This is a genomic window from Peptococcus simiae (genome assembly GCF_046097595.1).
GTDB classification, from domain to species: Bacteria; Bacillota; Peptococcia; order Peptococcales; family Peptococcaceae; genus Peptococcus; species Peptococcus simiae.
This window is the reverse complement of sequence record NZ_JBJUVG010000009.1, coordinates 39,424-60,502: the sequence shown is the minus strand read 5'-3', so window position 1 is coordinate 60,502 and position 21,079 is coordinate 39,424. Positions and strand designations below refer to the sequence as shown.

Sequence of the window (21,079 nt, the reverse complement as noted above, 5' to 3'; positions counted from 1 at the left end):
CAGGTCCGCCCTTTGGGCGGACCTGCTTTTTATATGCGGTTGAATTTTTTATTCGTCTTTCTGGCCATGGGGCGAATTGTCGCCGGCCAGGGGGTTTTTCGGGTCCATGGCCTGGGCCGGATTGGCCGACCGGCGGACCACCATATCATCGGTGATGCGAGGATGGACCAGGGTGGCATCCTTGTCGTGGGCGTCCTGCCCTTCTGCAGAGAGGGCAGGTCCCTGGCGGGTTTCGTCAGCGGCCAGGGCCGGGTCTTGGACCGGGACCGCCACCGGGGTGACCCGGGTGGCCTCTTCCTTGGCAGTGGCTTCTGCCGTTTCTTCCGCCTGGAGGGCCTCCAGGTCAGCCTGGTCTTCAGCGGCGTCATCAGCATCATTGGTGGCAATAAAGCACCCGGCGATGACGGCCCAGAAGAGCCAGAGACTGGCCAGGCCGACAAAGCCAATAATGAGGCCGCCAATACCGGGCAGGCTGGCAACTAGGGTCTGGGCAACGGCCAGGACAATAATTAGCAGGGCCATGACCAGGGGCCGGGACGTATATTGGCAGCCCTTGCGCTGGCTTAAGAGGCCGGCAATGACCAGGCCTAGGACCAGGGGCGGGAGGGCGTAAGCCACGCTATACATGGACCCCAGAGCAAAGGCCAGGGGGATCCCCTTGATGGTCAGCAAGAAGAAGAGGGTCAAGAGGGGGATGGCAATTAAGAGGACGAAGCCCAGGACCAGGCTCTTCCCAGGCCGCCGGAAGAAGGGGGCCATGACCCGGGGCCAGGCAGACCGGGCGCCCAGGCGGATCAGGAGCCAGAAGCCAAAGGCTGCCAGGCAGAGTTCCAGACCGGCAAAGAAGAGGGCGAGGCCCTTATTATCTTCCTTCTGCTGGGTCTGGAGCTGGATGGTATCTCCTTTAATCTTGGCGCCGGGGTCCTTGGTTAAGGTCCCGGCATAGGTGAAGTTCCCATCAATGCCAGCCCCGGCGTCCAGCTTGACCTGGTCCCCTTGGGCTTCAGCATTGCCCTTGACGGTTGTATTTAAGTTGATGGTCTGGCCGCCGGCATAAAATTCACGACCGACCGGGCTGGCCCAGCTGATATCTGAGGCGGCCAGGCGGACGTCCTGGGCGGCCTTGGCCGTTTCCGATCCGGAAATGCTCTGCCCGGAGAGGAAGATATCCCCACGGATATCTGCATTCGGCCCCAGGTGGATGCTGCGACCGGCAGCAAAGACATTGCCCTTGACGACCCCGTCAATGATGACCCGGTTACCGGCGGCAAAGACACTGCCGCTGACATCACCGGAAAAGGTAACCGTTTCCCCGGCCAGGAAGGCGTTGCCCTTGACCGCATCGCTGACCGTCAGGGTATTTTCAGCTAAAAAGAGGGTCTTGTTGATGGCCTTGCCGGCCGGCTCGGCCGGGATAGAACTGGTGGCTTCTGGCTGGCTGGCGCTGTCCGGCACCTCTGCAGCCCAGGCCGATAGGGGCAGGGCCAGGAGGACCAGGGACAAAAGGATAGCGATACAGGGGTGAAACTTATTCTTTAGCATATGGGTCATAAGCAAGGCTCCTTCTTCATAGTATATGATGATTTCTATCCTTAGTTTACCTGCAAGGGCCAGCGGCTGCAAGGGGAAAGAGGGAATTTTACAGAACTTTCATGCCTCTCGGAAGTATGATATACTACAGAAAAAGTGTGCAATTAAGGGGGGATTTTTTTGTTCTGGTTAAAGTCATTTTTGACCTTTGCTATTATCGCTTTGATGATTCTTGTGGGGGGCTACTGCCAAAATATTTTAGCCCGCCAGCGCAGCCCTATCCTGGGCCTCCTGCTTCCTGTGGCCTTTTCCGTTGTGGCAGTGGTTTGCGCCATTCCCTACTTCCAGGCCTCGGCGACGGTGAATTTCAGCATCCTGTCCTTCCTGGCCTCGGTGGCCCTCTTTGTCCTCTATGCCCTACCGGCCGTCTTCATGTGGCTCCTCTTGGTGGATATCCGCACCGAGCGGGCCCGGAAAGAACGGAGCCGGGCCGAAAGTCGCCGGCGGGTCCGCCGGAACCTGGCCCGTGAAAGCATGAACCCCGGTTCAGACCGGGCCGGGGCCAGACCGGAAGACCGGTCTGCCGGCGCCCGGTCCGCCTCGGCCAACCGGGCCACTGACCAGGCCCTGGCGGCGGCCAACCGGTCCCGTCCCCGGGACCAGGTCCATGCCCAAACAGGCCGGCGGCCTGTCAGTGAACGCAACCGGACCCAGCCGGCCCAAGGCCAGCCTTCCGGCCGACAGGCCAAGGCAGCCGGCCCCAGCCTGGCGGACCAGGTCCGGCAGGCCAAGGGAGACCGCTATGCCGGCATCGACCGGCCCCGGTCCTTTTCGGATACCCTGCCCCAGGTGGATCGCTTTCGGTCATCCGACCGGCACCAGCCCGACCAGGCGCGCCGCGACCGACGCCAGCCCGGTGAGTAAAGGTGTAAATAAAAAAGCCCTAACCAAGCGGCCCGGCCGCCTGGTTAGGGCTTTTTGTCTGCTAGGGGAGGGTGACGGTAAAGGTGATGACCTGGTCTTTTAACTGGGTTGTCACCTGCCCCCGGTGGGCCTGGACAATGGCCTTGGCCATGGAGAGCCCAATCCCAAAGCCCCCGCTCTGCCTGGACCGGGAGGGGTCCGCCCGGTAAAAGCGTTCGAATAAGCGGTTCAGTTCATTGACATCCGGGCAGGCCTGGCAGGTGTTGCTGACCGCGAGCCTTTTGCCCTGGCGGCCGGCATTTTTCAGTTCGATGGTGACGGTGGTTTCCTGGGGCGAGTACTTGAGGGCATTGTCCACCAGGACAGAGACCAGGTTGGCCAGGCTTTGGCCATCGCCTAAGACCTGGATGCCGGGCTGGATGTCCAGGGCCAGTTTTTTCTGGTCGTGGGTGGCCACCGGCTGGAAGGAGGCGGCAATCTCTTCGGTAATGGCAGAGAGGTCCTGGTCGATAAAGTCCCGCCGGAGGGCGGCCCGCTCTTCCATGGTGGCCAGTTTTAAGAGCTCGGAGACTAGGCCGTTCATCCGGTCCACCTGCCGGTGGATGCTCTCCGTCCATTCGCTCTTGCCCTCGGTCAGCTCAATGATGTCCACATTGGCGGAAATGACGGATAGGGGGGTCTTGAGTTCGTGGCCGGCATCGCTGATAAAGCGGCGTTGGAGCAGGTGGTTATCAATCAGGGGTTGGACGGCCCGTTTAGAAAAGAGGATGACCAGGATAAAGGTGGCAAAAAAGGCAATGATGGCCACCAGGAGGCTGTTGCGGATAAATTCCTGCCGAAGGTTATGCTCGTTTTGCATATCTAAAAAGATGAGGAGCTTGCCCTCATCCTTGGGCATAACCCGGTAGCGGTAATGGTCCAGGGACCCCCGGGGCCGGTCACTGGTCAGGGCGGTATAGGCCAGGACCTTGGCCCGGTCCCCACTGGTGCCGGCAATATGGCTCAGGTTCACGCCCAGGACCCGGTCCCCTTCATCCAGGTAGACGGTGAAGTAGCGGGTCTCATAGGGGGTTTCCTCGCTGAGTTTGAGGTCCTCCCGGACCTTGTCGGTGGCGGCGTCAAGATCCGCTGGGAGCTGGCCTTCATGGCTGGCGATGAGGTCAATGAGCCCGTCTATTTTATTGATATTTTGCCAGTAGGCCAGGCCGTTGATAGCGGTTAAGAGGACCACCATAACCAGCAGGAGGCTGAGCATGGTGGAAAAGATAAACCGCCAGCGTAACTTGCGGATCATCGGTCGGCCTTTAGGTAGACCATGCCGTTATCCCGGACCAGGTGGCCGTCTGCGCCGACGAAGTCCAGTTTTTGCTGGATATAGTCCAGGTAGAGGCTTAGGGTATCGGCATTGACCTGGGGCAGGCAGTCCCGGTGGAGGTCGCCATGGGCGGTGGGCTTACCGGCCCTTTCCATCAGGGCCTTCATCAGCTTGGCCTCGTCCGGGGCCAGGGCCAGCCGCATAGTGGTGCCTTGGAGCATATTCCGCTGGCAATCCAGGGAGACGTTGAGCCAACTGACCTTCTTGGGGGCCTGGCTATTGCCATCGTTATGGCGGAGGAGGGCCCGGACTCGGGCCAGGAGCTCGCCCATGGCAAAGGGTTTGATGAGGTAGTCGTTGGCGCCGGCATCCAGGCCCTTGATGGTGTCATCGGTGGAGCTTTTTGCCGTTAAGAAAATCGCCGGCGTATGGTCGCCGGCGGCCCGGAGGGTTTCCAGGAGGGTGATCCCGTCCATGACCGGCATCATAATGTCAAAGATATAGGCATCGAAGGCCTCTGTCTGGGCATAGGCCAGGGCCTCCCGGCCATCATCGGCCACTTCCACTTCATAGCCTTCATGGGCCAGGATAACGGCCAGGGCCCGGGTCAATTCCCGTTCGTCGTCAGCCAGGAGTATTCTCATCGCTTGCTTCCTCCTTATCGTAGACAATCCGGTCGCGGATGATCATCAGGTTTATATCCGTTGAAGCCAATTCATCGGCGCACCGCTGCAATTCGGAGGCCATCATGGATTCATTCAAGAGGTGCTTTTTATAGCGCAGGTGGTGTTCCAGGGTGGCCCAGCAGTCCATGGCAATGGTTCGGATTTGGATTTCGGCATTGACCCACTGGCCGATATCGGTCCGGACCCGGACCTGCAGGTGGTAGGACCGGTAGCCGGAGGCCTTGGGGTGGCGGATATAGTCTTTTTCTGCGACAAAAAGCAGGTCTGGCCGGGTGGCCAGCCAGTCTTTGATGGCATAGCAGTCGTCGATGAAGGTGCAGACCAGCCGGGTCCCGCAGCCGTCAAAGAGGTCCTGGGCGCCGAGGCGTAAGCCGCCCTTATTTAACCGGCCCAATTTCTCCTCCATAGAGGCCGGGGTCTTGATTCGGGCCTTGATGTATTCAATGGGGTTCCGCCCCTGCTTATTCAGCAGGTCGTACTCCATTTCGCCGAATAAGAGCTCTAGGCTTTCTTTGGCCTCGACCAGCCGGTCGTAATAGCCGCCATAGTAGAGGCGGGAGGCCGTTTTAATGTTAAATTCCTGTGCAGCCATAGGGATATCCTTTCTGTTCTGAGTCAGCTTATATGTATTGTCGCACTTTTAAGAGCGGCTTTCAAGCCGGCCCGGCGGAAAGGGGCAAGAAAAAAACCGCCTAAGGCGGCTTTTTGTTTATTTGTGATGGACATCTCCGTACTGGTCCGGGTCCTTATCAAAGGCCCTTTGGACATAGCTGCACACCGGGACGATTTGCCAGCCTTCTTCGCGGGCGTGGTTGACCAGGGCCTCCAGTAACTTGCCGGCGACTCCCTGGCCCCGCATGCTTTCGTCGACCACCGTGTGGGTGGCGCGGACGACCCCGTCCCCGGCCGGTTCGATGTCCAGGTAGGCTTGGGCCTGGTCGGCCCGGTCACCGATGTAAAAGCGGTTATGGTCAAAATGAATGGTTTCAGACATAGCTAAGCTCCTTTCTCCTTTGGCTTCTACCCTTTACATACCCAGCCCTCGGCCCTTTACCCGGAAAAAGCGGGAAAGATTGACATATAATCGTCGCAATATTAAAATAGACATATCACAGAAGAGGAGTGGAAGGGATGTATACAACTGTTTACGGAAATTTTGATACGCCGGAAGGCCTGGCCCACGGCCTGGATACCCTCCCGGTCGGAGAAAGAGATCGGGCGGTTTTAATGGTTTCCCGCCGGCAAGCCGAACTCTTAGACGGCAAATTGGTTGAACCGGCCCCGGTAGAAGTGGCTGAAGGGGAAGAAGCCCCGGCCCCGGCTGCCCCGGCCCCGGCCTATGATAACTTGAACCTCAAGCTCTGGCAGCGCCAACGGGCCAGCCTGCCAACCCTGGCTGTCGGTGACCTGCCTCCGGAAGAAGCAGACCTCAAGGATATTGCCAATGGCTTTAAGACCTACCTCAACAATGGCAAAATTCTACTGGTCCTGCGTGACCGTGACCTCTTAGAGAAAAAAGGAGACCAATCATGAAACAATATGTCGTAGACCCGTCCAGCAACACCATCATGGAAGAAGAACAGGAACGTCTTGATGGCAAGGTGGCCTTAGGCATGGCCATCGGCCTGGGCGCCTTTGCCCTGCTCCTGCTCATGGCTATCCTGCCCAACCGTCGTCGGAATGTCCAGCAGGCTAAGATGGCCGTTGCCCATCTCCGTCCCGACGGGATGCTCGAGCAGTTAGGCCGGACCGCAGAAACCGCTGTCGACGCCGGCAAGGATGCCGTTAAATCTGTCGAATGCAAGGGCCTCTGTAAAAAAGCCCTTTCCTCTTTCAACCGTTTCTTCAACTAGGTTGAGACCCTATACCATGTACCGGCCTTTCAGATGCAGAACGCCTGCCGGCTGAAAGGCCGGTTTTTTTATGTGCACTTATGGGCAAGAAAAACGCCCTTCCGGCCTGCAAGTGCAAGACGGAAGGGCGGAGAGAAGGCTTTACTTCATTAGGCTTTGGCGAGGGCAGCCCCCAGGGCCTTGGCATCGTCTTCTTCATCAGAGCCGGGTTCCGGAGAGTCCAGGATGGCTAGGCCGTCGGCCACCAGGGTGGCCCCGGTTTGGGCCGCTTCCTGGGCCCAAGTGTCCATCCATTCTCCACTGTTCCAGTTGTAAGAACCGAAGAGGGCGATTTTCTTGCCTTTAAGCTTGTCTTTGACATCGTCCCAGAGGGGCTGGAAGTCTTCGGTTTCCAGTTGTTCATCCCCCATGGCCGGGCAGCCAAAAGCAATTTTATCGCAGGCAGCTAGGTCATCAGCGCTGGTGTCCCAGGGTTGGACCATGGTCACTTCTGCGCCGGCTTCTTTGGCGCCTTCCGCCACCAGGTTGGCAATATTTTCCGTATTCCCGGTGCCACTCCAATAACAAATCGTGATTTTACTCATTTTCCACTTTCCTTTCTAGCGGGCTACAGCCAGGTCCGCTAAGCGGTGGCCGCAGCGATATAAATTGCGATAGCTATGGCTACATTGGTCATACCGGTTAAAACACAGCTGCGCCGCCTCGGTTTGAGAATAGGCGCACCAATGACCACACAGTTGGCATTTATTGCCGCCGTAAGCAATGAAGCACTTCACGTCTTCCAGCGGGTAGGATAAAAACACGCCCACTTCATGGGGAAAGGCCGGACAGGTCTTGATGCGTGCTTCTAAATCGTCCAGCGCCGTGTCAACCGTATCTAAGCAGTAATCATAAGTCTGTAAAAAGGCCCGGATATCCGGATCAGCCAGGTCTCTGGCCAAGTCGCTCTGCCGGTAGAGGTAGACGAGGGGGGCCCGGCCCTCCTTATAAAATAATCTCAGGGCCAGGCCGCAGTAGGACAGGGCCGGTGCCAGGCGGGCTGCTTCTGCCTGGAGGTCCCGGTCAGCAATACCATTGGCATTAAAGAGACCGGCCGTTTTTAAACCGGCCAGGGTCGGCGCACAAAAATAAATAAGTCTTTGCTCAAGCATAATGCCTCCACTTCGTTAGGTATGGCTAACTACATATGTAATTTATCAAATACCGGCCCGGCTGTCAACAGAAAAAAAGCAGAAAGAGTTTCATTTATTGAATAAGTATGGCCGGGCCCGGGTAAAGCCCGGTCAACGGCGGCCGGCAAAATCCCCACAAGGGGGGGCTAAGCCTTGAAGCGACCGGGCGCATGGCTTATACTAAAGGTATACTTCAATCAAAGGAGATGGCCGTATGTGGCAAGGAGCAAAGGATGAGGACCTGCAAGCGGCAGCGGCGGCCTTACGGGCCGGTGGCCTGGTGGCTTTTCCCACGGAAACCGTTTATGGTCTCGGGGCCGATGGCCTCAATGCCGCGGCCTGCGCACAAATTTTCGAGGCCAAGGGCCGGCCCCAGGACAACCCCCTGATCTTACATATTGCCGACCGGGCCATGCTGGAGGATATTGTAGAGCCCCTGCCACCGGCCGGGCAAGCACTGGCCGACCGCTTTTGGCCCGGGCCCCTGACCCTTATTTTAAGGCGGCGGGAGACGGTACCGGATGTGGTCACCGCCGGCCTGGATACGGTGGCCGTACGCTGGCCGGACCACCCGGTGGCCCAGGCCCTCATCCGGGCCACCGGTCGTCCCCTGGCCGCCCCGTCCGCCAATAAGAGCGGCCGGCCCTCGCCCACCCAGGCCTGGCACGTCCAGGCAGACTTTGGCGATGAATTGGCCGGTGTCATCGATGGTGGCCAGACGGCCGTCGGGGTGGAGTCGACCATTGTCGATGTGACCGTTGACCCGCCCAGCCTCCTGCGGCCCGGCGGCATTACCAAGGAGGCCCTGGAAGCGGTCATCGGCCCGGTGGCGGACCCCACCTTGACCAACCGGCCCAAGGCCCCCGGGATGAAGTACCGGCACTATGCCCCAAATGTCCCGGTTCTCCGTCTCCCCAATGCAGGCCTGGACACCGCCCGGGCTTTTTTAGCCCAGCATGCCGGGGAAAAAGTCGGCCTACTTTTAGATGATGAAAGCCTCAATGTCCTGGCCCCCTTTGACCCATCGGTCCTGGTTTGGAACCTGGGGCCCAAGACCCACCCTGAACTGGCCGCCGCCCGGCTCTTTGACGGCTTGCGCCGGTTGGAGGCCGCCGGCTGTGACATCATGCTTATTGCCAGTTATGATGAAACCGGTATGGGCCTGGCCGTGGCCAACCGGATCAATAAACTCAGTCAACCGCTAAAGGAGGAGGACGCGTGAACCTTGTCTTTGTCTGTACCGGCAATACCTGCCGGAGCCCCATGGCAGCTGCAGTGGCCATGGATAAGATGGCCCGGGACCCGGACCGTTACCGGGACCTGGCTCTGGTTTCCTGCGGGCTCTTTGCCCAGCCGGGAGCCCCCATTTCCGCCGGTGCCGCAGACGCCCTGGACCGGCATGGCCTCAAGGCCGGCGACCACCGGGCCATGCAACTGACCCCGGACCACGTGGCCGCAGCTGACCTCATTGTCACCATGACCAGCGCCCAGGCCGCCCAACTTAAGGCAGCCTTTCCCGATGCCGGCGCTAAGATCCGGCCCCTGGCGGCCCGGGATATCCGGGACCCCTTCGGCGGCGATGCAGATGACTATGAAGAAGCCTACCAAGATATAGACCAGGCTGTAGCGGCCTTACTGGAAGAGATAGCTAAGGAGGATGCGTCATGAAAATAGCAGTCGGTAGCGACCACGGTGGTTTAGACCTGAAAACAGCCATCGTCAACCACCTGGAAGCCCAGGGCCATGAAGTGATTGACTATGGGACAGACAGCTCTGATTCCTGTGATTACCCCTTAATTGCCCTGCCCTTAGCCAAGGATGTGGCCGCAGGTAAGTTGCCCCTGGGGATCCTCATCTGTGGCACCGGGATTGGCATTGGCATTGCCGCCAATAAGGTGCCCGGCGTCCGGGCAGCCCTCTGCCACGATACCTTTTCAGCCCATGCCGCCCGGGAGCACAACAATGCCAATATCCTGACCCTGGGCCAACGGGTCATTGGCCAGGGCCTGGCCCTGGAAATTGTAGACCGGTTTCTGTCAGCAACCTTTGAAGGTGGCCGGCATGAGCGGCGGGTGGATGAAATCGCCGCCATCGAAAGGGGCGAACTGTGATGGAAGACCAATGGACAGAAGCGACCCTAGCCGCAGACTTAAAGGCCGTTTTAAAGGACATGGTTGACCGGTCAGCTCCCCGGAGTGGCGATATTTTTGTGGTCGGCTGCTCCACCAGTGAAGTCCAGGGCCGGCGGATCGGCAAGGCCGGCAGCCCGGCAGTGGCCGATGTCCTCTACCCGGTCTTAGAGGACTTTGCCAAAGAATACCACCTCCGCCTGGCCTTCCAGTGCTGTGAACACCTGAACCGGGCCCTGGTGGTTTCCCGGGAAACGGCCATTATTGAGAACTTAACTGAAGTCAGTGTCATTCCCCACTACCGGGCCGGCGGGTCCATGGCCACCTGTGCCTACCGCCGGATGCGGGACCCCCTGGTTGTCGAAGACCTGGCCCACCGGGCCGGCTATGGGATTGATATCGGCCTGACCATGATCGGCATGCATATGCGGCCGGTGGCTGTGCCCATGCGGCTGGCCCACCATACCATTGGCGATGCCCAAGTGGCCTGTGCCTTCAGCCGCCCCAAGCTCATTGGCGGCGAACGGGCCCGGTACACCCTGGAAGAGGCTGATGCCTACCCGGGTAACGACAAAAAAGCATAAAGATAAGCAAAAGAGCTGGACACCTACTTGGATGTCCAGCTCTTATTTTTTTGTGCAGGGGAGGGGCCTAGCCCTTGGTGGTGATAAGGACCAGGCCTGCCAGGCAGAGGACCACCCCGGTCAGGGTCCGGAGGCTAATCGGTTCCTTGTAGAGGGCAAAGCCGATGACCAGGAGGGCCAGGGCCAGGAGGATATTGGCCGTCAGGGACCCCAGGCTCACCGGCCAGCCGGCCCGGTAGAGCATGATATAGCCCCCTTCCAGGGCTACTATGGCCAGGCCCAGGGCCAGGCTGGCCCCGTTCAGCCGGCTCAGGTCTCCGGCCAGGCTCACTTCCCCGGACCGGGTCAGGAAGTGGAGGCCCAGGCTCAGGGCAAAGGCCAGGGCATAGGCCAGGGAGAGGGCCAAAAAGGGCGGCGCCTGGGTCGGGATTTCCTTGGTGGCCAGGTTATAAACGATATTGGCAATAACAATAATGGCCAAGGGCCAGAGGGGTAACATAGCAGCCCTCCCTTAGTTTTGCCGGGGGCAGAGGCCGGTTAAGGTCACCGGGGTCTGCCGGCAAAGGGCTCGGAAGTCCACCCACTGGCCCCGGCGGCGCCAGCCGTCCTGGATATGGACCAGGAAGGCCCCGCCCCGGTAGACCTGGTAGCCGGTAATGATCATACTGTGCCGGGGCCAGGGGCCCCAGAGGGTACTCAGCATGACCCCGGCCCCTTTATCTACCTGTTGGCGGATAAAGGCCCGGGCCCCTCGCCGGCCAAGGGGCCCAAAGGCCAGCCGGGTCTTGGGCCGGACCGGGCTGCCCAGCCGGCGGCCAAAGGCCCGGGCCATGGCCCCAACGGTAAAGAAAAAGGTCCCGATTTTCGGGTGCCAGCCCCAGCGCCTGGCCGTTGGGAGGAGGGCCTCCATCAGGGCCCGGCCCTCTGCCGGCGAGGCCGTTGGCCGTAAGAGCCGGGCCAGGGCCACCGGGGTACAAATATTGGTCGCGGCGGTCCAGTCCTTCAAGCGGTAGGGCTGGACCCTGGCCTGGCCGGTTAAGACCGGCAAGCCCCACTTGGCCGCATAATCAGCCGGGGATACGCGCATATCAGACATTATTCACTCGCCTCCAAACGAACCGGGTCTAAAATCCGGAAGACCCGGCGGTCATAATCAATGAGCCCCTCCTGCTTCATGGCGGCCAAGGCCCGGGACAGGGAGGGCCGGGCCACCGCTAAAAAGGTGGCCATCTCTTCCCGGCTGTAAGAGAGGGTAAAGGGTTGCCCTGCCGACCGGCCCCCGGCCTCATCCAAGAGGAGGAGGGCGATTTTCCCCCGGAGGGTGGCCGCCGATAAAATCCGGACCCGGCGGCTCAGGTGTTGGGTCTGGCCGGCCAAGTCGCTGAGCATGTTGCGGATGACTTTTTGGTGGGCGGTACAGACCTGGGCGCACTGGCGGTAAAAGGCCCCAGCCGGGAAGGTCAGGGTCCGGCTGGGCTCCAGGGCCACGATGGCAAAGGGGTCCGGCTGGCCCTCGGCCTGGCCGGTCGAGAAGGCCGTGGCCTGGCCATAGGTCTGGCCCGGGACCAATTCGCCGGCCCGGACCTCCTGGCCCCCGGCTCCCAGCCGGGTCAAGGCCAGCCGCCCTTCCAGGACTAGGTAGAGTTCCGTCAGAGGGCTGTCCTGGTCGTGGAGGACCTGGCCCTTGGCCCATTGGCGCTCGAGGGGCATAACACAGGTCATAAAGCGGAGGACTTCCTCATCGCTGCAGTTTTTAAAGAGGGGGTAGGCTTGGAGATGGTGGTCACCGATAAACATTTTTCCTCCTAAAAGAGATGTGGGTAACAATTGTTACATAAACCAGTCTAGCAGACCGGTATAATCATGTCAAAAGCTGGTGCTATTTGAGGACACGATCAAGGAGGATTTTTTATGGAGGAAAAAATGTTTTGTTTTCAATGTGAACAGACCGCCGGCGGGACCGGCTGCAGCCAGGCCGGGGTTTGCGGTAAAAGCCCGGCCGTCGCCCTGGCCCAAGATGAAACCGTCGTGGCCCTAATCCGCCTGGCCCGGGCCGCCCTGCGCCAGGGCCCGGTCAGCAAGGAAACCGGCCGGCTCTTAATTGAAGGGCTCTTCTTAACAGTCACCAATGTCAACTTCGATGAAGCCGATATCCGCCGCTATAATGCTCTCTATCAGGAGGCCGGCGACGCCCTGGGCGCCGGCGCAGCAGATGACCTGTCACCCCAGACCCTTTTCCACGGGGACCGGGATATCGTCAGCCTCCGGTCCACCCTTCTCTTTGGCCTCAAGGGGATGGCGGCCTATGCAGACCACGCCCGGGTCTTGGGTTATGAAGACCCGGCCATCTACCAGGGCTGCGCAGCATTTTTAGCCGCCCTGGTCGAAGACCATACCGTTGCGGACTGGCTCGGCCTCCTCATGGACTTTGGTCACCTGAACTTAAAAACCATGGGTCTCTTAGACCAGGCCAATACCGAAAGCTATGGTCGGCCGACCCCGACGACGGTCTCCACCCATATTGCACCGGGCCCCTTTATTGTGGTCACCGGTCACGACCTCTTAGACTTAAAAATGCTCCTGGACCAAACCGAAGGCACCGGGGTGGCGGTCTACACCCACGGGGAAATGCTCCCGGCCCACGGCTATCCGGAACTGGCCAAGTATGACCAGCTGAAAGGCCACTTCGGCACCGCCTGGAATAACCAACAGGCCGAATTTGACAACATTCCCGGGGCCCTTCTCTACACCACCAACTGCCTGATGCCGCCCCGCCCCTCCTACAAGGATGCCCTCTTCACCACCGGCCTGGTGGCCTGGCCGGACCTGCCCCATATTGCCGCCGATGCGGAAGGGCACAAGGACTTTTCAGCGGTCATCGCCAAGGCCAAGGCCCTGGGCGGCTATGACCAGGGCCAGGAAAAAACCGGGGCCAACGGTGGCCACACCATGACCACCGGCTTTGCCCGGGACGCTGTCCTGGCCCATGCCGGCACCGTTGTGGAAGCGGTCAAAGCCGGTGACTTACGCCACATCTTCCTGGTGGGCGGTTGTGATGGGGCCAAGCCGGGCCGGAGCTACTATACCGACTTCGTCAAGGCCACCCCGGCCGATAGCCTGGTCCTCACCCTGGCCTGCGGAAAATTCCGCTTTAACGACCTGGACCTGGGTACCCTGGGCGGCCTGCCCCGGCTCATGGACATGGGCCAATGCAACGATGCCTACAGTGCCATCCAGGTGGCGGTGGCCCTGGCCGAAGCCTTTGACTGCGGGGTCAACGACCTTCCCCTGACCCTGGTCCTGTCCTGGTACGAACAGAAGGCGGTCTGCATCCTATTGACCCTCCTGGCCCTGGGCATTAAAAACATCTATGTCGGGCCCAGCCTGCCGGCCTTCTTCTCAGATACGGTCCTGCAAACCCTGGTTGAGACCTTTGACCTCCACCCCACTGGCCAAGCTGAAGAAGACCTGGCTGCTATTTTAGGCGCATAATCCTGTATATCGAAAATCCCGGTGCCCAAGGGCACCGGGATTTTCACTTGAAGCAAAAAGCGACCCTGCTGGTCGCTTTTTAGTCCTGACGTTCAGCCAGGAGGCCGGTCAGGAATTCATTTTCTTTTTCAGCCATATGGAAGGCATCCCGCATACACCGGGTCATCTCCCAGTCCTCATACCGCTTTTGTTCATCAGCGGTGAGCTGGCTATGGAGTTCTTGGTTCTTATTATTTAACTGGACCACCTTTTCCATCTCGGCAAATTCTTCCGGGGTGACCTTGTAGTGGTGGTGCAGGAGGTCCTTTTTATGGCCCTCCAGGTATTCTTCTAATAAGTCTGCGGTGTTTTCAGGCATATCTTCAAGCCGGGTATCCGGCTTGAAGGCACGGGCGATTAACTCCCTGCTGTCACCGTTTACATTGAAGATCATACGACTCCTCCTTAAATATGTACAGAACGTGTAACCTATAAGTACCCGCTGGCCGGCTTTTTCAAACAAGGGCCCGGATTTTTTACAGCCGGGCCCATTCGGATAAGACCAGGAAGGGCCGTAAGAGGGCCGGAAAGGACCAGCCCCCGGCCACCGGCGGTTCCAGCCGGATGGCCTTGAGCCGCTTGGAGAGGAGCACCCGGTCCATCTTCCCGCGGATGTAAAAGCCCTTGAGCCAGCTGGCCCGGGCCAGGGCCAGGAGGAGGGCGTCATCGGTCGGGTTGGGCGTCCCCTTCAGGGTCATATGCCGGACATAGCTGGCAGCTGAAGGGGGCACATCGCCAAGGTCATCGGCCTCATCGGCAAAGGGGAGGGGGAGGTCGGCATAGGCCTGCTGGCGCAAGGCCTGGACCTCAGCCCGGCTCAGCTGCCGGAAGAGGGGGCCGGGCCGGTGCTGGCCCTGGCAGATGGCCGTATAGCTGGCCGCCGTATGGGCCAGGGCCTCCGGCAGGGGTTTGGCTGCGTAAAAGCGCTGGCCGGAGACCCCCCAGACCACCCCGGCGGCTAGGAGGTCCCAGACTTCTGCCGCCAAGAGGGCCGCCCCGGCCGTTCGTCGGGGGGACATGAGGCCGGGCCGGCCTTCTGCGGTTAGGATGGCATAGAGGCCTTCACTGACGCCGGTCATGGCCGGTCACCCTTTAAAAAGGCCAGGACTTGGGGCAGGTCCCGCCGGCCCTGGGCCAGGCCCAGGTCAAAGGCCTGGCCAATGGCCTCGGGATCCAACTCGCCCCGGTCAACAGGCATGACAGCCGGGTGCATCATATAGGCAGCCCCCCGGTCAACCAGCCGGTGGCAGTAGGCCAGCTCCCGGTTATAGCGGGCAGGCCGGGTCCGCATGGCAGTCCCCAGATGGGGGTAGGCCAGGCCCACCGCCCGGCTTAAGAGGGCCGGGCCCCCTTCTTTTTTCCGGTAAGTCGCCTCCTGGGTGCGGATAATGAGAAAGCGCTTGTAGCTCCGGACCAGGGCCGGGCTCAGGGGGATACTCTCGCTTAAGCCGCCATCCACATAGCAGGTGCCTCCAATCCAGGTGGCTGGCATCATGATGGGGAGGGAGCTGGAGGCCCGGACAATCCGGCCCATATCTTCAGCGGAATGTACATCTTTCCGGGTCCACCAGCGGGCCTCGCCGGTATCCCGGGTAAAGGCCCCGATGGCGAAGTCGGTATCATTGGCCAGGTAGCCCTGCCAGTCAAAGGGGATGGTCCCGTCGGGCCGGCAGGCATCTTCATAAATGTAGCGGGCATTGAAATACCCCTTGCCCCGAAGGAAATGGCCCAGGCCGCCAAAGTCCGGTTCCTCGGCCATGGTGACAAAGGAGGCCCGGAGCCGGGGCCGGTCATCCGATAAGAGGCAGGAAGCAATGGTGCCCCCGGCGGAAACGGCTGCAATAAAGGGAAAGCGCAGGTCGGCCTCCATTAAGGCACTGACCATACCGGCGCTGTAGGCGGCCCGCATGCCGCCCCCTTCCAGGACCAGGGCGACGTCGTCAAATAGCATCATAAGTACCCTCCTTCTATGGTATAATCATACCATCAATAGAGGCCCTTTGCACACCGGCGGCCAAGAAAAAAGACCTGTCGCGGGGGAGCGAACAGGTCAGGAAGAGGGGGGCAAATGCGGGGGTGCGAATCACCAGGGTTATAAAATTTTTTGTTAGAAAGTATAAATAACCTACCCTTAGGATACACTGTCCCCTATTTAAAGTCAAGCCCTATTCCGTCGTCTTTCAGGAGGGAGAAAGGAAGACCATGAGCATACTGATTATCGGCGATTCCAATACCTTTGGCTACCAGCCCGGCGGCGGCCGCTACCTGGCGGCCGACCGCTGGCCGGACCTTCTCCGACGGGCCCTGGCCCCCAGGCAGGTCCGGATAGAGGGACAAAATGGCCGCTTTTTTTCAGGGGCCCTCTGTGGGGCCGGAGGCCTGGCAGATGGCCAGGGGGTCCTCCGCCGACACCTGGCCCTGGACATGCCGGGAACCCTCATCCTCCAGCTGGGCACCAACGACCTCCTGGCCGGCCTGGGCGTCGCTGTCCTGGCGGATGCCCTCTACCAGACCCTGGCCCCCCTGGCCGAGACCTGCCAGGTGATCGGTATCCTGCCCCGGGCCCTTGATCCCCTGGAAGGGGACCTGGCCTTTGGCCCGGCCTGGATGGTCCAGGCCTGCCGGGCCCTGGCCAGGGACCTGCAGAGCCGGCCCCTGCCGGCCGGGATGACCTGGCTGGAGGGAGAAGATGCCTGGATTGACCCCTTTGACGGCATCCACCTGTCTGCCGGCGGCCACCACCAGCTGGCGGCCCGGGTCCTGGAGCTGGTCGCCCATGGTTAAGCCGCAGGATTATTCAAGTGACCAAGACCGGCAAAGGACCCTGGCCCGGATCCTTGCTGCTCTGCCGGCCGGAACCCCCATCCTGGTCAGTGCCTGCCTCCTGGGTGAACCCTGCCGCTATGATGGCCGGGACAATGGCCTGCCGGCGGTCCTGGCCCTGGCGGACCGCTTTATCCTCTGCCCCATCTGTCCGGAAGTGGCCGGGGGCCTGCCTATTCCCCGGCCCCCGGCTGAACGCCAGGGCCGGGCGGTGCGGACAGCCGCCGGGGAAGATGTGACCGCCGCCTACCGGCTGGGGGCTGCCAAGGCCCTGACCCTGGCCCGGGACCGGGGCATTCGCCTGGCCATCTTAAAGGCCAAGAGCCCCTCCTGCGGTAGGGGGCAGGTCTATGACGGGACCTTTTCCCGGCGTCTGGTTCCCGGTGATGGGGTCACCAGCGAATGCCTGGAGGCCAAGGGCATCCGGGTCTTTACGGAAAAGGACCTCCCCTCCCAAGGTCGGTAAGATAGCCCGGGACAGATAAAAATTGGAAGACATAAAGAAGTCCCTCCTCGTTTTTGAGGAGGGACTTCTTTTGTGTTCTAAGTGAGGGCAAGGGAGGGGGTCTCCCGGTGACGCGGCTTATTTTTCAATGACCGTCCGGCCACCCATGTAGGGGATGAGGACTTCCGGCACTTCAATGGTCCCGTCTTCTTTTTGGTAGTTTTCCATAATGGCAGCCACCGTCCGGCCTACAGCCAGGCCGGACCCGTTCAGGGTGTGGACAAAGCGGACCTTGCCGTCTTCATCTCTGAAGCGGAGGTTGGCCCGGCGGGCTTGGAAGTCCAGGAAGTTGGAGCAGGAAGAGATTTCCCGGTAGTTGTCATAAGAGGGGAGCCAGACTTCCAGGTCATAGGTCTTGGCGCTGGAAAAGCCGATGTCGCCGGCAGCCAGGGTGATGACCCGGTAGGGGAGCTTGAGGGCCTGGAGGAGGTCTTCAGCGTCCTGAGTCAGGCTTTCCAGTTCTTCCCAGCTGTGGTCCGGGTGGGCCAGCTTGACCATTTCCACCTTGTGGAACTGGTGTTGGCGGATGATCCCCCGGGTGTCCCGGCCGGCAGACCCGGCTTCAGACCGGAAGCAGGGGCTGAAGGCGCAGTATTTAACGGGCAGGTCGGCGGCGGTTAAAATTTCGTCCCGGTGGAAGTTGGTCACCGGCACTTCAGCGGTGGGGATCAGGTAGTAGTCGGTATTTTCAATGTGGAACATATCTTCAGCGAATTTCGGCAGCTGGCCGGTGCCGAAGTCAGACCGGCTGTTGGTCATATAGGGGGGGATAAGCTCGGTGTAGCCGTGTTTTTCGGTGTGGAAGTCCAGGAAAAAGGCGATGACAGCCCGTTCCAACCGGGCGGCGCCTTTTTTGTAGAAGGTAAACCGGCTGCCGGTGACCTTGGCCCCCCGTTCAAAGTCCAGGATATCCAGGTCCTCGCCCAGTTCCCAGTGGGCCTTGGGGGTGAAGGCGAAGGTCCGCGGGCTGCCGACGGTCCGTTCAACCCGGAAGTCGTCCTCGCCGCCGTCCGGAATATCTGCTGCCGGGATATTGGGGACCCCGGCCCGGAAGGCATCCAGCTCTTCGGCAATCTGCCGGTGCTCATCCTCGATGGCGGCCATCTTTTCCTTGACCGCATTGACCTCGTCCATAAGGGCCTGGGCATCTTCGCCCTGCCGCTTGGCCTCGCCAATGGCCTTGCTCTTGGCATTGCGCTGCTGCTGGAGGGTCTCCATTTCAACAGTCAGGTCCCGGTAGCGGCGGTCCGCTTCCAGGAAGGGGGTCATATCCAGGTCGTCGCCCCGGCGGCGGACCCCTTCAACAACAGCTTCCGGATTTTGACGCATGAGTTTTAAGTCTAACATGAGAATCTCCTTTCTCTTTTGACAGGCTGGTTAATCTATAGGGGTGAGTAATTCATTTGGTAAGAATATATATTCCGGCTGGATCATCCCGTTTAAGGCGGTGATTTCAGCTAAGAGGTCCTCATTGGGGGCCTTGTCCAGCATGATCCACATGAGGGCGATGTCCCGGGCCTCCTCCTTTTGGCCCAGGACCATACCCCGGATATTGACCTGGCGGGCCCCCAGGAGGGTCCCGACCTGGCCGACCATCCCCGGCCGGTTGGCGTGGGGGACGAGGAGGAGGTGGGCTGTCGGTTCGGCGGTGAAGCGGAACTGGTCCAACCGGGTCAGCTGGATGGTTTGGTGGCGGATGCTCCCGCCCACTTCCAAGCTGCCGCGGATGGTGGCGGCCGCTGCCGACAGGCCATCGGGCCGCTGGCTAGCGGCCTGCCAGTGGCGGTCTATCCCGGCTTCATCGGCCCAGTGGCGGGCAGAGACCCGGTTGATCCGGCCTTCGCCCAGGCCATGGGCCAGGCCTTCTAGAAAGGCCGCCCACAGGGCCTCTTCATTGAGGTCCGGGGCTTCACTGCCGCCGTAGAGGTTTACCTGCTTGGGGGGCCGGTCCAGCCGGGCCCCCAGCATTTGCCCCAGGAGGGTGGCCAGGCGGAGCCAGGGGGCATGGACCCGTCTTTCGGCCAGGCGGAGGCGGGGGATATTCATCGCCGATTCCACCGCTTGGCCCCGGAGGGCCAGGATCAGGTCCCGGGCCATTTCCCGTTCGATGCTCCGCCGGGCCTCCAGGGTATTGCCGGCAGCGGCAATGGTGCAGGCCTCGCCGATATACCGGCTGAGGACCGTCTGGATTTCCTCATAGCCCGGCGGCAGGTCAATGATAAAACGGTTCAGGTAGCCCCAGTCCAGGGCCCGGACCACCTCATTCATCCGTAAAACCTGGGGGTCGCCCAGGTGAATGAAGATGGCCTCCTTGCGGAGGAGCTGGATCTCATCCTTACCGAACCGGCCCTCGCCGACAGCGGCCCGGGTTTGCAAATTCACTAAAATATCCACACTGACCAGGAGGTCAATGGTGGGCAGGAGGTCCGCCTCGTAGAGGTCCGCCTGGACCCGGTTGCATTCCTCGCTGCTTAAGACCACCTGGAGGCCGAAGGCCTTGGCCCGGCGGGCGACCTCCTTGCCTGTAGGCCCAAAGCCCAAAATGCCCAGCCGTTTACCGGCCAGCTCCACCGGGTCATACTTGCCGGTCCGGGCCTCGGTGAGGATTTTCATTAAGATAAAGTCCGCCTGACTGGCCGACTCCCCCCGGAGGGGCTCCAGGACCAAAATCCCCGCCCCCGTTGCCCGGGGCACATCTAAGAGCCGCTCATCCCGGTTCAGCAGGCCAATGGCCGCCAGCTGTCCGTGGGCTTCGTAGACCATATCCGGCAATTCACTGCCGGCGCTGAGTAAGAGACCATCCGCCTTGGTGGAGGCCTCTGACCAGGAGAGGTCCCGGTCAATCTGGCCCAGGTCCACCTGCTCCTTTTGAATCAAGGCCAGGGTCGAATCCAATAGGGGAATATTTGTGGCAATATACAAGGCCCTTCTCCTTTCAGGCAATGACTTGGCAGCCCACCGACGGCAATAAAAAAACGCCCCTCCATATAAAGGGACGAAATAATCCGCGGTGCCACCCGAATTGCAGCTAGGCTGCCTCTTATAGGCGGATAACGGCCGCCGGCCGAGGCTTTTCAGCCTGCGCTCCGAGGTGGAAAGACCGACTTCCCTACCGGTTTTCACCAAGCCACCGGCTCTCTAAAAAGGAAGGACAGTCGTAGTCTCATCATTGCTAAAAAATATCTGTTATTGCCCCTATTATAGGCAGAAAACCCACCGCCTGTCAATGCAGAAAGTCGCGGTTTTATCATCCGGATATAAATCCGGCAGTACTCGCCGGGGCCAAAAGGACCCTTTTAAGCATGGGCAAAATTTAAAAAACATCATCAAATAAAAGGATAAAATGGAGGGCAAGTAAAGATGCAAAAACCGTTACCATCAGCTAATATGCATATTGAGGAATGATTAGTAATAGATAATAAGTACTCCCTGGGCGTTCATTCAATTAAGGGAAGTGAAAGCGGCCTTGGGCTTAGGCAGGTCAATAGCCGGTTCAAGGCCTGCTTGGGGGCAGGCGACCGGAAGGTTGTCCGCCTAAAAGGGACATACCCGGTCATTAGCTATTATTAACCGGCTTTTAACAGCAGGCGATCTCCCTATCGCCTGCAAGTCCCTGGCCATGGCCATTTAAGCTGGCGGGCAGCGGCTACCTGGTGAAGGCGGGTCGGCTCTCGGAAGTCGACCTATCCCCTGCTCAGGTCGCCGTTAACCATAGTACCATTTACGACCACCAACCGGTAGCGATAAATATAGGGTCACCTCACATTTTATCCTACCGGCTGGCAGGGTCAAATCCTATAAGGAGGTGATTCATGTTTTGCGCTAAGAAGCAACACGAATCCGGTACCCCGAATGCTCTCATCCAAAGATTCGTCAGCCTGCGTTAAAGCACAGGCAGGCGCTTCCTGGATAGCGGCCCCTTGCCCGGACAGCGTCCCCTCGAAAAGCGGCTTGGACCGGGCAACTCGTTTTTAAGGTGGGAGCGACCGGAGGGTCTACAATTGAGCTGGTCCGGCCTGCTTACCCT

25 protein-coding genes are annotated in these 21,079 nt (G+C 60.1%); 10 read left to right on the top strand and 15 right to left on the bottom strand.

What is annotated here, in order from left to right:
• Positions 1 to 48 precede the first annotated feature (48 nt).
• Positions 49 to 1,551, bottom strand: coding sequence for a bactofilin family protein (locus ACKQTC_RS06890; protein WP_408977702.1), 1,503 nt, complete (start codon positions 1,549 to 1,551; stop codon positions 49 to 51).
• A gap of 159 nt (positions 1,552 to 1,710) precedes the next feature.
• Between ACKQTC_RS06890 and ACKQTC_RS06885 the strand changes: the two genes are divergently transcribed.
• Complete coding sequence (locus ACKQTC_RS06885) at positions 1,711 to 2,454, top strand: hypothetical protein (RefSeq protein ID WP_408977701.1); 744 nt, start codon at positions 1,711 to 1,713, stop codon at positions 2,452 to 2,454.
• Positions 2,455 to 2,515: 61 nt separating this feature from the next.
• Here ACKQTC_RS06885 and ACKQTC_RS06880 read toward each other — a convergent pair whose 3' ends face one another.
• The 4 genes from ACKQTC_RS06880 to ACKQTC_RS06865 form a co-directional block, all read right to left on the bottom strand.
• The gene (locus tag ACKQTC_RS06880; protein ID WP_408977700.1) at positions 2,516 to 3,748 is read right to left on the bottom strand and encodes a sensor histidine kinase; all 1,233 of its coding nucleotides are present in this window, start codon (positions 3,746 to 3,748) and stop codon (positions 2,516 to 2,518) included.
• On the bottom strand, positions 3,745 to 4,380 hold the full coding sequence (locus tag ACKQTC_RS06875; RefSeq protein WP_408977720.1) for a response regulator transcription factor: 636 nt from the start codon (positions 4,378 to 4,380) through the stop codon (positions 3,745 to 3,747). The genes ACKQTC_RS06880 and ACKQTC_RS06875 overlap by 4 nt, the downstream gene beginning before the upstream one ends.
• Before the next feature lie 13 nt (positions 4,381 to 4,393).
• A complete protein-coding gene (locus ACKQTC_RS06870; protein WP_408977699.1) occupies positions 4,394 to 5,047 on the bottom strand; it encodes a GTP pyrophosphokinase in 654 nt (217 codons plus the stop codon).
• Between the two features lie 117 nt (positions 5,048 to 5,164).
• On the bottom strand, positions 5,165 to 5,449 hold the full coding sequence (locus ACKQTC_RS06865; protein WP_408977698.1) for a GNAT family N-acetyltransferase: 285 nt from the start codon (positions 5,447 to 5,449) through the stop codon (positions 5,165 to 5,167).
• Between the two features lie 137 nt (positions 5,450 to 5,586).
• On the opposite strand from ACKQTC_RS06865, the gene ACKQTC_RS06860 reads away from it, so the two are divergent.
• Positions 5,587 to 5,988 carry a hypothetical protein gene (locus ACKQTC_RS06860; protein ID WP_408977697.1) on the top strand — a complete coding sequence of 134 codons (402 nt, stop codon included), beginning with the start codon at positions 5,587 to 5,589 and terminating at the stop codon, positions 5,986 to 5,988.
• A complete protein-coding gene (locus ACKQTC_RS06855) occupies positions 5,985 to 6,308 on the top strand; it encodes a hypothetical protein (protein WP_408977696.1) in 324 nt (107 codons plus the stop codon). Before ACKQTC_RS06860 ends, ACKQTC_RS06855 begins: the two co-directional genes overlap by 4 nt.
• A 149-nt stretch (positions 6,309 to 6,457) precedes the next feature.
• On the opposite strand, the gene ACKQTC_RS06850 is transcribed toward ACKQTC_RS06855, so the two are convergent.
• On the bottom strand, positions 6,458 to 6,892 hold the full coding sequence (locus tag ACKQTC_RS06850; RefSeq protein WP_408977695.1) for a flavodoxin: 435 nt from the start codon (positions 6,890 to 6,892) through the stop codon (positions 6,458 to 6,460).
• Between the two features lie 15 nt (positions 6,893 to 6,907).
• Positions 6,908 to 7,459: a DUF3793 family protein gene (locus tag ACKQTC_RS06845; protein WP_408977694.1), complete on the bottom strand. Its 552-nt coding sequence runs from the start codon at positions 7,457 to 7,459 to the stop codon at positions 6,908 to 6,910.
• Between the two features lie 235 nt (positions 7,460 to 7,694).
• Here ACKQTC_RS06845 and ACKQTC_RS06840 point away from each other — a divergent pair, with 235 nt between their 5' ends.
• Genes ACKQTC_RS06840 through ACKQTC_RS06825 form a run of 4 tightly spaced genes read left to right on the top strand, consistent with a single transcriptional unit; the run spans position 7,695 to position 10,193 of the window.
• The gene (locus ACKQTC_RS06840; RefSeq protein WP_408977693.1) at positions 7,695 to 8,702 is read left to right on the top strand and encodes an L-threonylcarbamoyladenylate synthase; all 1,008 of its coding nucleotides are present in this window, start codon (positions 7,695 to 7,697) and stop codon (positions 8,700 to 8,702) included.
• Entirely contained in the window at positions 8,699 to 9,148 is a 450-nt protein-coding gene (locus ACKQTC_RS06835) for an arsenate reductase/protein-tyrosine-phosphatase family protein (RefSeq protein ID WP_408977692.1), read from the top strand. Before ACKQTC_RS06840 ends, ACKQTC_RS06835 begins: the two co-directional genes overlap by 4 nt.
• The gene (gene rpiB / locus ACKQTC_RS06830; protein ID WP_408977691.1) at positions 9,145 to 9,591 is read left to right on the top strand and encodes a ribose 5-phosphate isomerase B; all 447 of its coding nucleotides are present in this window, start codon (positions 9,145 to 9,147) and stop codon (positions 9,589 to 9,591) included. Before ACKQTC_RS06835 ends, rpiB begins: the two co-directional genes overlap by 4 nt.
• Positions 9,591 to 10,193 carry a TIGR01440 family protein gene (locus ACKQTC_RS06825; RefSeq protein WP_408977690.1) on the top strand — a complete coding sequence of 201 codons (603 nt, stop codon included), beginning with the start codon at positions 9,591 to 9,593 and terminating at the stop codon, positions 10,191 to 10,193. Before rpiB ends, ACKQTC_RS06825 begins: the two co-directional genes overlap by 1 nt.
• A gap of 67 nt (positions 10,194 to 10,260) precedes the next feature.
• Here the strand turns inward: ACKQTC_RS06825 and ACKQTC_RS06820 are convergent, their stop codons facing one another.
• Genes ACKQTC_RS06820 through ACKQTC_RS06810 form a run of 3 tightly spaced genes read right to left on the bottom strand, consistent with a single transcriptional unit; the run spans position 10,261 to position 11,990 of the window.
• Positions 10,261 to 10,692 carry a hypothetical protein gene (locus ACKQTC_RS06820; RefSeq protein ID WP_408977689.1) on the bottom strand — a complete coding sequence of 144 codons (432 nt, stop codon included), beginning with the start codon at positions 10,690 to 10,692 and terminating at the stop codon, positions 10,261 to 10,263.
• Positions 10,693 to 10,704: 12 nt separating this feature from the next.
• Positions 10,705 to 11,289, bottom strand: coding sequence for a cysteine peptidase family C39 domain-containing protein (locus ACKQTC_RS06815; RefSeq protein WP_408977688.1), 585 nt, complete (start codon positions 11,287 to 11,289; stop codon positions 10,705 to 10,707).
• Positions 11,289 to 11,990, bottom strand: a complete 702-nt coding sequence (locus ACKQTC_RS06810) for a Crp/Fnr family transcriptional regulator (RefSeq protein ID WP_408977687.1) — start codon at positions 11,988 to 11,990, stop codon at positions 11,289 to 11,291. Before ACKQTC_RS06810 ends, ACKQTC_RS06815 begins: the two co-directional genes overlap by 1 nt.
• A gap of 114 nt (positions 11,991 to 12,104) precedes the next feature.
• On the opposite strand from ACKQTC_RS06810, the gene hcp reads away from it, so the two are divergent.
• The gene (gene hcp, locus ACKQTC_RS06805; RefSeq protein ID WP_408977686.1) at positions 12,105 to 13,685 is read left to right on the top strand and encodes a hydroxylamine reductase; all 1,581 of its coding nucleotides are present in this window, start codon (positions 12,105 to 12,107) and stop codon (positions 13,683 to 13,685) included.
• 79 nt (positions 13,686 to 13,764) lie between these two features.
• On the opposite strand, the gene ACKQTC_RS06800 is transcribed toward hcp, so the two are convergent.
• The 3 genes from ACKQTC_RS06800 to ACKQTC_RS06790 form a co-directional block, all read right to left on the bottom strand.
• The gene (locus ACKQTC_RS06800) at positions 13,765 to 14,118 is read right to left on the bottom strand and encodes a hypothetical protein (RefSeq protein ID WP_408977685.1); all 354 of its coding nucleotides are present in this window, start codon (positions 14,116 to 14,118) and stop codon (positions 13,765 to 13,767) included.
• An 82-nt stretch (positions 14,119 to 14,200) separates the two neighbouring features.
• Positions 14,201 to 14,803, bottom strand: a complete 603-nt coding sequence (locus tag ACKQTC_RS06795) for a hypothetical protein (protein WP_408977684.1) — start codon at positions 14,801 to 14,803, stop codon at positions 14,201 to 14,203.
• Entirely contained in the window at positions 14,800 to 15,678 is an 879-nt protein-coding gene (locus ACKQTC_RS06790; RefSeq protein WP_408977683.1) for a patatin-like phospholipase family protein, read from the bottom strand. Before ACKQTC_RS06790 ends, ACKQTC_RS06795 begins: the two co-directional genes overlap by 4 nt.
• A gap of 248 nt (positions 15,679 to 15,926) precedes the next feature.
• Here ACKQTC_RS06790 and ACKQTC_RS06785 point away from each other — a divergent pair, with 248 nt between their 5' ends.
• Both ACKQTC_RS06785 and ACKQTC_RS06780 read left to right on the top strand, forming a co-directional pair.
• On the top strand, positions 15,927 to 16,508 hold the full coding sequence (locus ACKQTC_RS06785) for a GDSL-type esterase/lipase family protein (protein WP_408977682.1): 582 nt from the start codon (positions 15,927 to 15,929) through the stop codon (positions 16,506 to 16,508).
• The gene (locus ACKQTC_RS06780) at positions 16,414 to 17,013 is read left to right on the top strand and encodes a 2-thiouracil desulfurase family protein (protein ID WP_408977681.1); all 600 of its coding nucleotides are present in this window, start codon (positions 16,414 to 16,416) and stop codon (positions 17,011 to 17,013) included. The genes ACKQTC_RS06785 and ACKQTC_RS06780 overlap by 95 nt, the downstream gene beginning before the upstream one ends.
• A 117-nt stretch (positions 17,014 to 17,130) precedes the next feature.
• On the opposite strand, the gene serS is transcribed toward ACKQTC_RS06780, so the two are convergent.
• Together serS and ACKQTC_RS06770 are read right to left on the bottom strand one after the other, a co-directional pair.
• A complete protein-coding gene (gene serS / locus ACKQTC_RS06775; protein WP_408977680.1) occupies positions 17,131 to 18,399 on the bottom strand; it encodes a serine--tRNA ligase in 1,269 nt (422 codons plus the stop codon).
• 30 nt (positions 18,400 to 18,429) lie between these two features.
• Positions 18,430 to 19,974 carry an NAD(P)-dependent oxidoreductase gene (locus tag ACKQTC_RS06770; protein ID WP_408977679.1) on the bottom strand — a complete coding sequence of 515 codons (1,545 nt, stop codon included), beginning with the start codon at positions 19,972 to 19,974 and terminating at the stop codon, positions 18,430 to 18,432.
• Positions 19,975 to 21,079 lie beyond the last annotated feature (1,105 nt).

What these genes read in the sequence shown, in the direction of transcription:
- ACKQTC_RS06780 (WP_408977681.1), top strand. Translation starts at nt 16,414, where the DNA reads ATGCCTGGATTGACCCCTTTGACGGCATCCACCTGTCTGCCGGCGGCC.
- ACKQTC_RS06850 (WP_408977695.1), bottom strand. Translation starts at nt 6,892, where the DNA reads ATGAGTAAAATCACGATTTGTTATTGGAGTGGCACCGGGAATACGGAA.
- ACKQTC_RS06825 (WP_408977690.1), top strand. Translation starts at nt 9,591, where the DNA reads ATGGAAGACCAATGGACAGAAGCGACCCTAGCCGCAGACTTAAAGGCC.
- serS (WP_408977680.1), bottom strand. Translation starts at nt 18,399, where the DNA reads ATGTTAGACTTAAAACTCATGCGTCAAAATCCGGAAGCTGTTGTTGAA.
- ACKQTC_RS06845 (WP_408977694.1), bottom strand. Translation starts at nt 7,459, where the DNA reads ATGCTTGAGCAAAGACTTATTTATTTTTGTGCGCCGACCCTGGCCGGT.
- ACKQTC_RS06800 (WP_408977685.1), bottom strand. Translation starts at nt 14,118, where the DNA reads ATGATCTTCAATGTAAACGGTGACAGCAGGGAGTTAATCGCCCGTGCC.
- ACKQTC_RS06865 (WP_408977698.1), bottom strand. Translation starts at nt 5,449, where the DNA reads ATGTCTGAAACCATTCATTTTGACCATAACCGCTTTTACATCGGTGAC.
- ACKQTC_RS06880 (WP_408977700.1), bottom strand. Translation starts at nt 3,748, where the DNA reads ATGATCCGCAAGTTACGCTGGCGGTTTATCTTTTCCACCATGCTCAGC.
- ACKQTC_RS06810 (WP_408977687.1), bottom strand. Translation starts at nt 11,990, where the DNA reads ATGTTTATCGGTGACCACCATCTCCAAGCCTACCCCCTCTTTAAAAAC.
- ACKQTC_RS06870 (WP_408977699.1), bottom strand. Translation starts at nt 5,047, where the DNA reads ATGGCTGCACAGGAATTTAACATTAAAACGGCCTCCCGCCTCTACTAT.
- ACKQTC_RS06815 (WP_408977688.1), bottom strand. Translation starts at nt 11,289, where the DNA reads ATGTCTGATATGCGCGTATCCCCGGCTGATTATGCGGCCAAGTGGGGC.
- ACKQTC_RS06785 (WP_408977682.1), top strand. Translation starts at nt 15,927, where the DNA reads ATGAGCATACTGATTATCGGCGATTCCAATACCTTTGGCTACCAGCCC.
- ACKQTC_RS06820 (WP_408977689.1), bottom strand. Translation starts at nt 10,692, where the DNA reads ATGTTACCCCTCTGGCCCTTGGCCATTATTGTTATTGCCAATATCGTT.
- ACKQTC_RS06855 (WP_408977696.1), top strand. Translation starts at nt 5,985, where the DNA reads ATGAAACAATATGTCGTAGACCCGTCCAGCAACACCATCATGGAAGAA.
- ACKQTC_RS06840 (WP_408977693.1), top strand. Translation starts at nt 7,695, where the DNA reads ATGTGGCAAGGAGCAAAGGATGAGGACCTGCAAGCGGCAGCGGCGGCC.
- ACKQTC_RS06890 (WP_408977702.1), bottom strand. Translation starts at nt 1,551, where the DNA reads ATGACCCATATGCTAAAGAATAAGTTTCACCCCTGTATCGCTATCCTT.
- ACKQTC_RS06795 (WP_408977684.1), bottom strand. Translation starts at nt 14,803, where the DNA reads ATGACCGGCGTCAGTGAAGGCCTCTATGCCATCCTAACCGCAGAAGGC.
- rpiB (WP_408977691.1), top strand. Translation starts at nt 9,145, where the DNA reads ATGAAAATAGCAGTCGGTAGCGACCACGGTGGTTTAGACCTGAAAACA.
- ACKQTC_RS06860 (WP_408977697.1), top strand. Translation starts at nt 5,587, where the DNA reads ATGTATACAACTGTTTACGGAAATTTTGATACGCCGGAAGGCCTGGCC.
- hcp (WP_408977686.1), top strand. Translation starts at nt 12,105, where the DNA reads ATGGAGGAAAAAATGTTTTGTTTTCAATGTGAACAGACCGCCGGCGGG.
- ACKQTC_RS06790 (WP_408977683.1), bottom strand. Translation starts at nt 15,678, where the DNA reads ATGATGCTATTTGACGACGTCGCCCTGGTCCTGGAAGGGGGCGGCATG.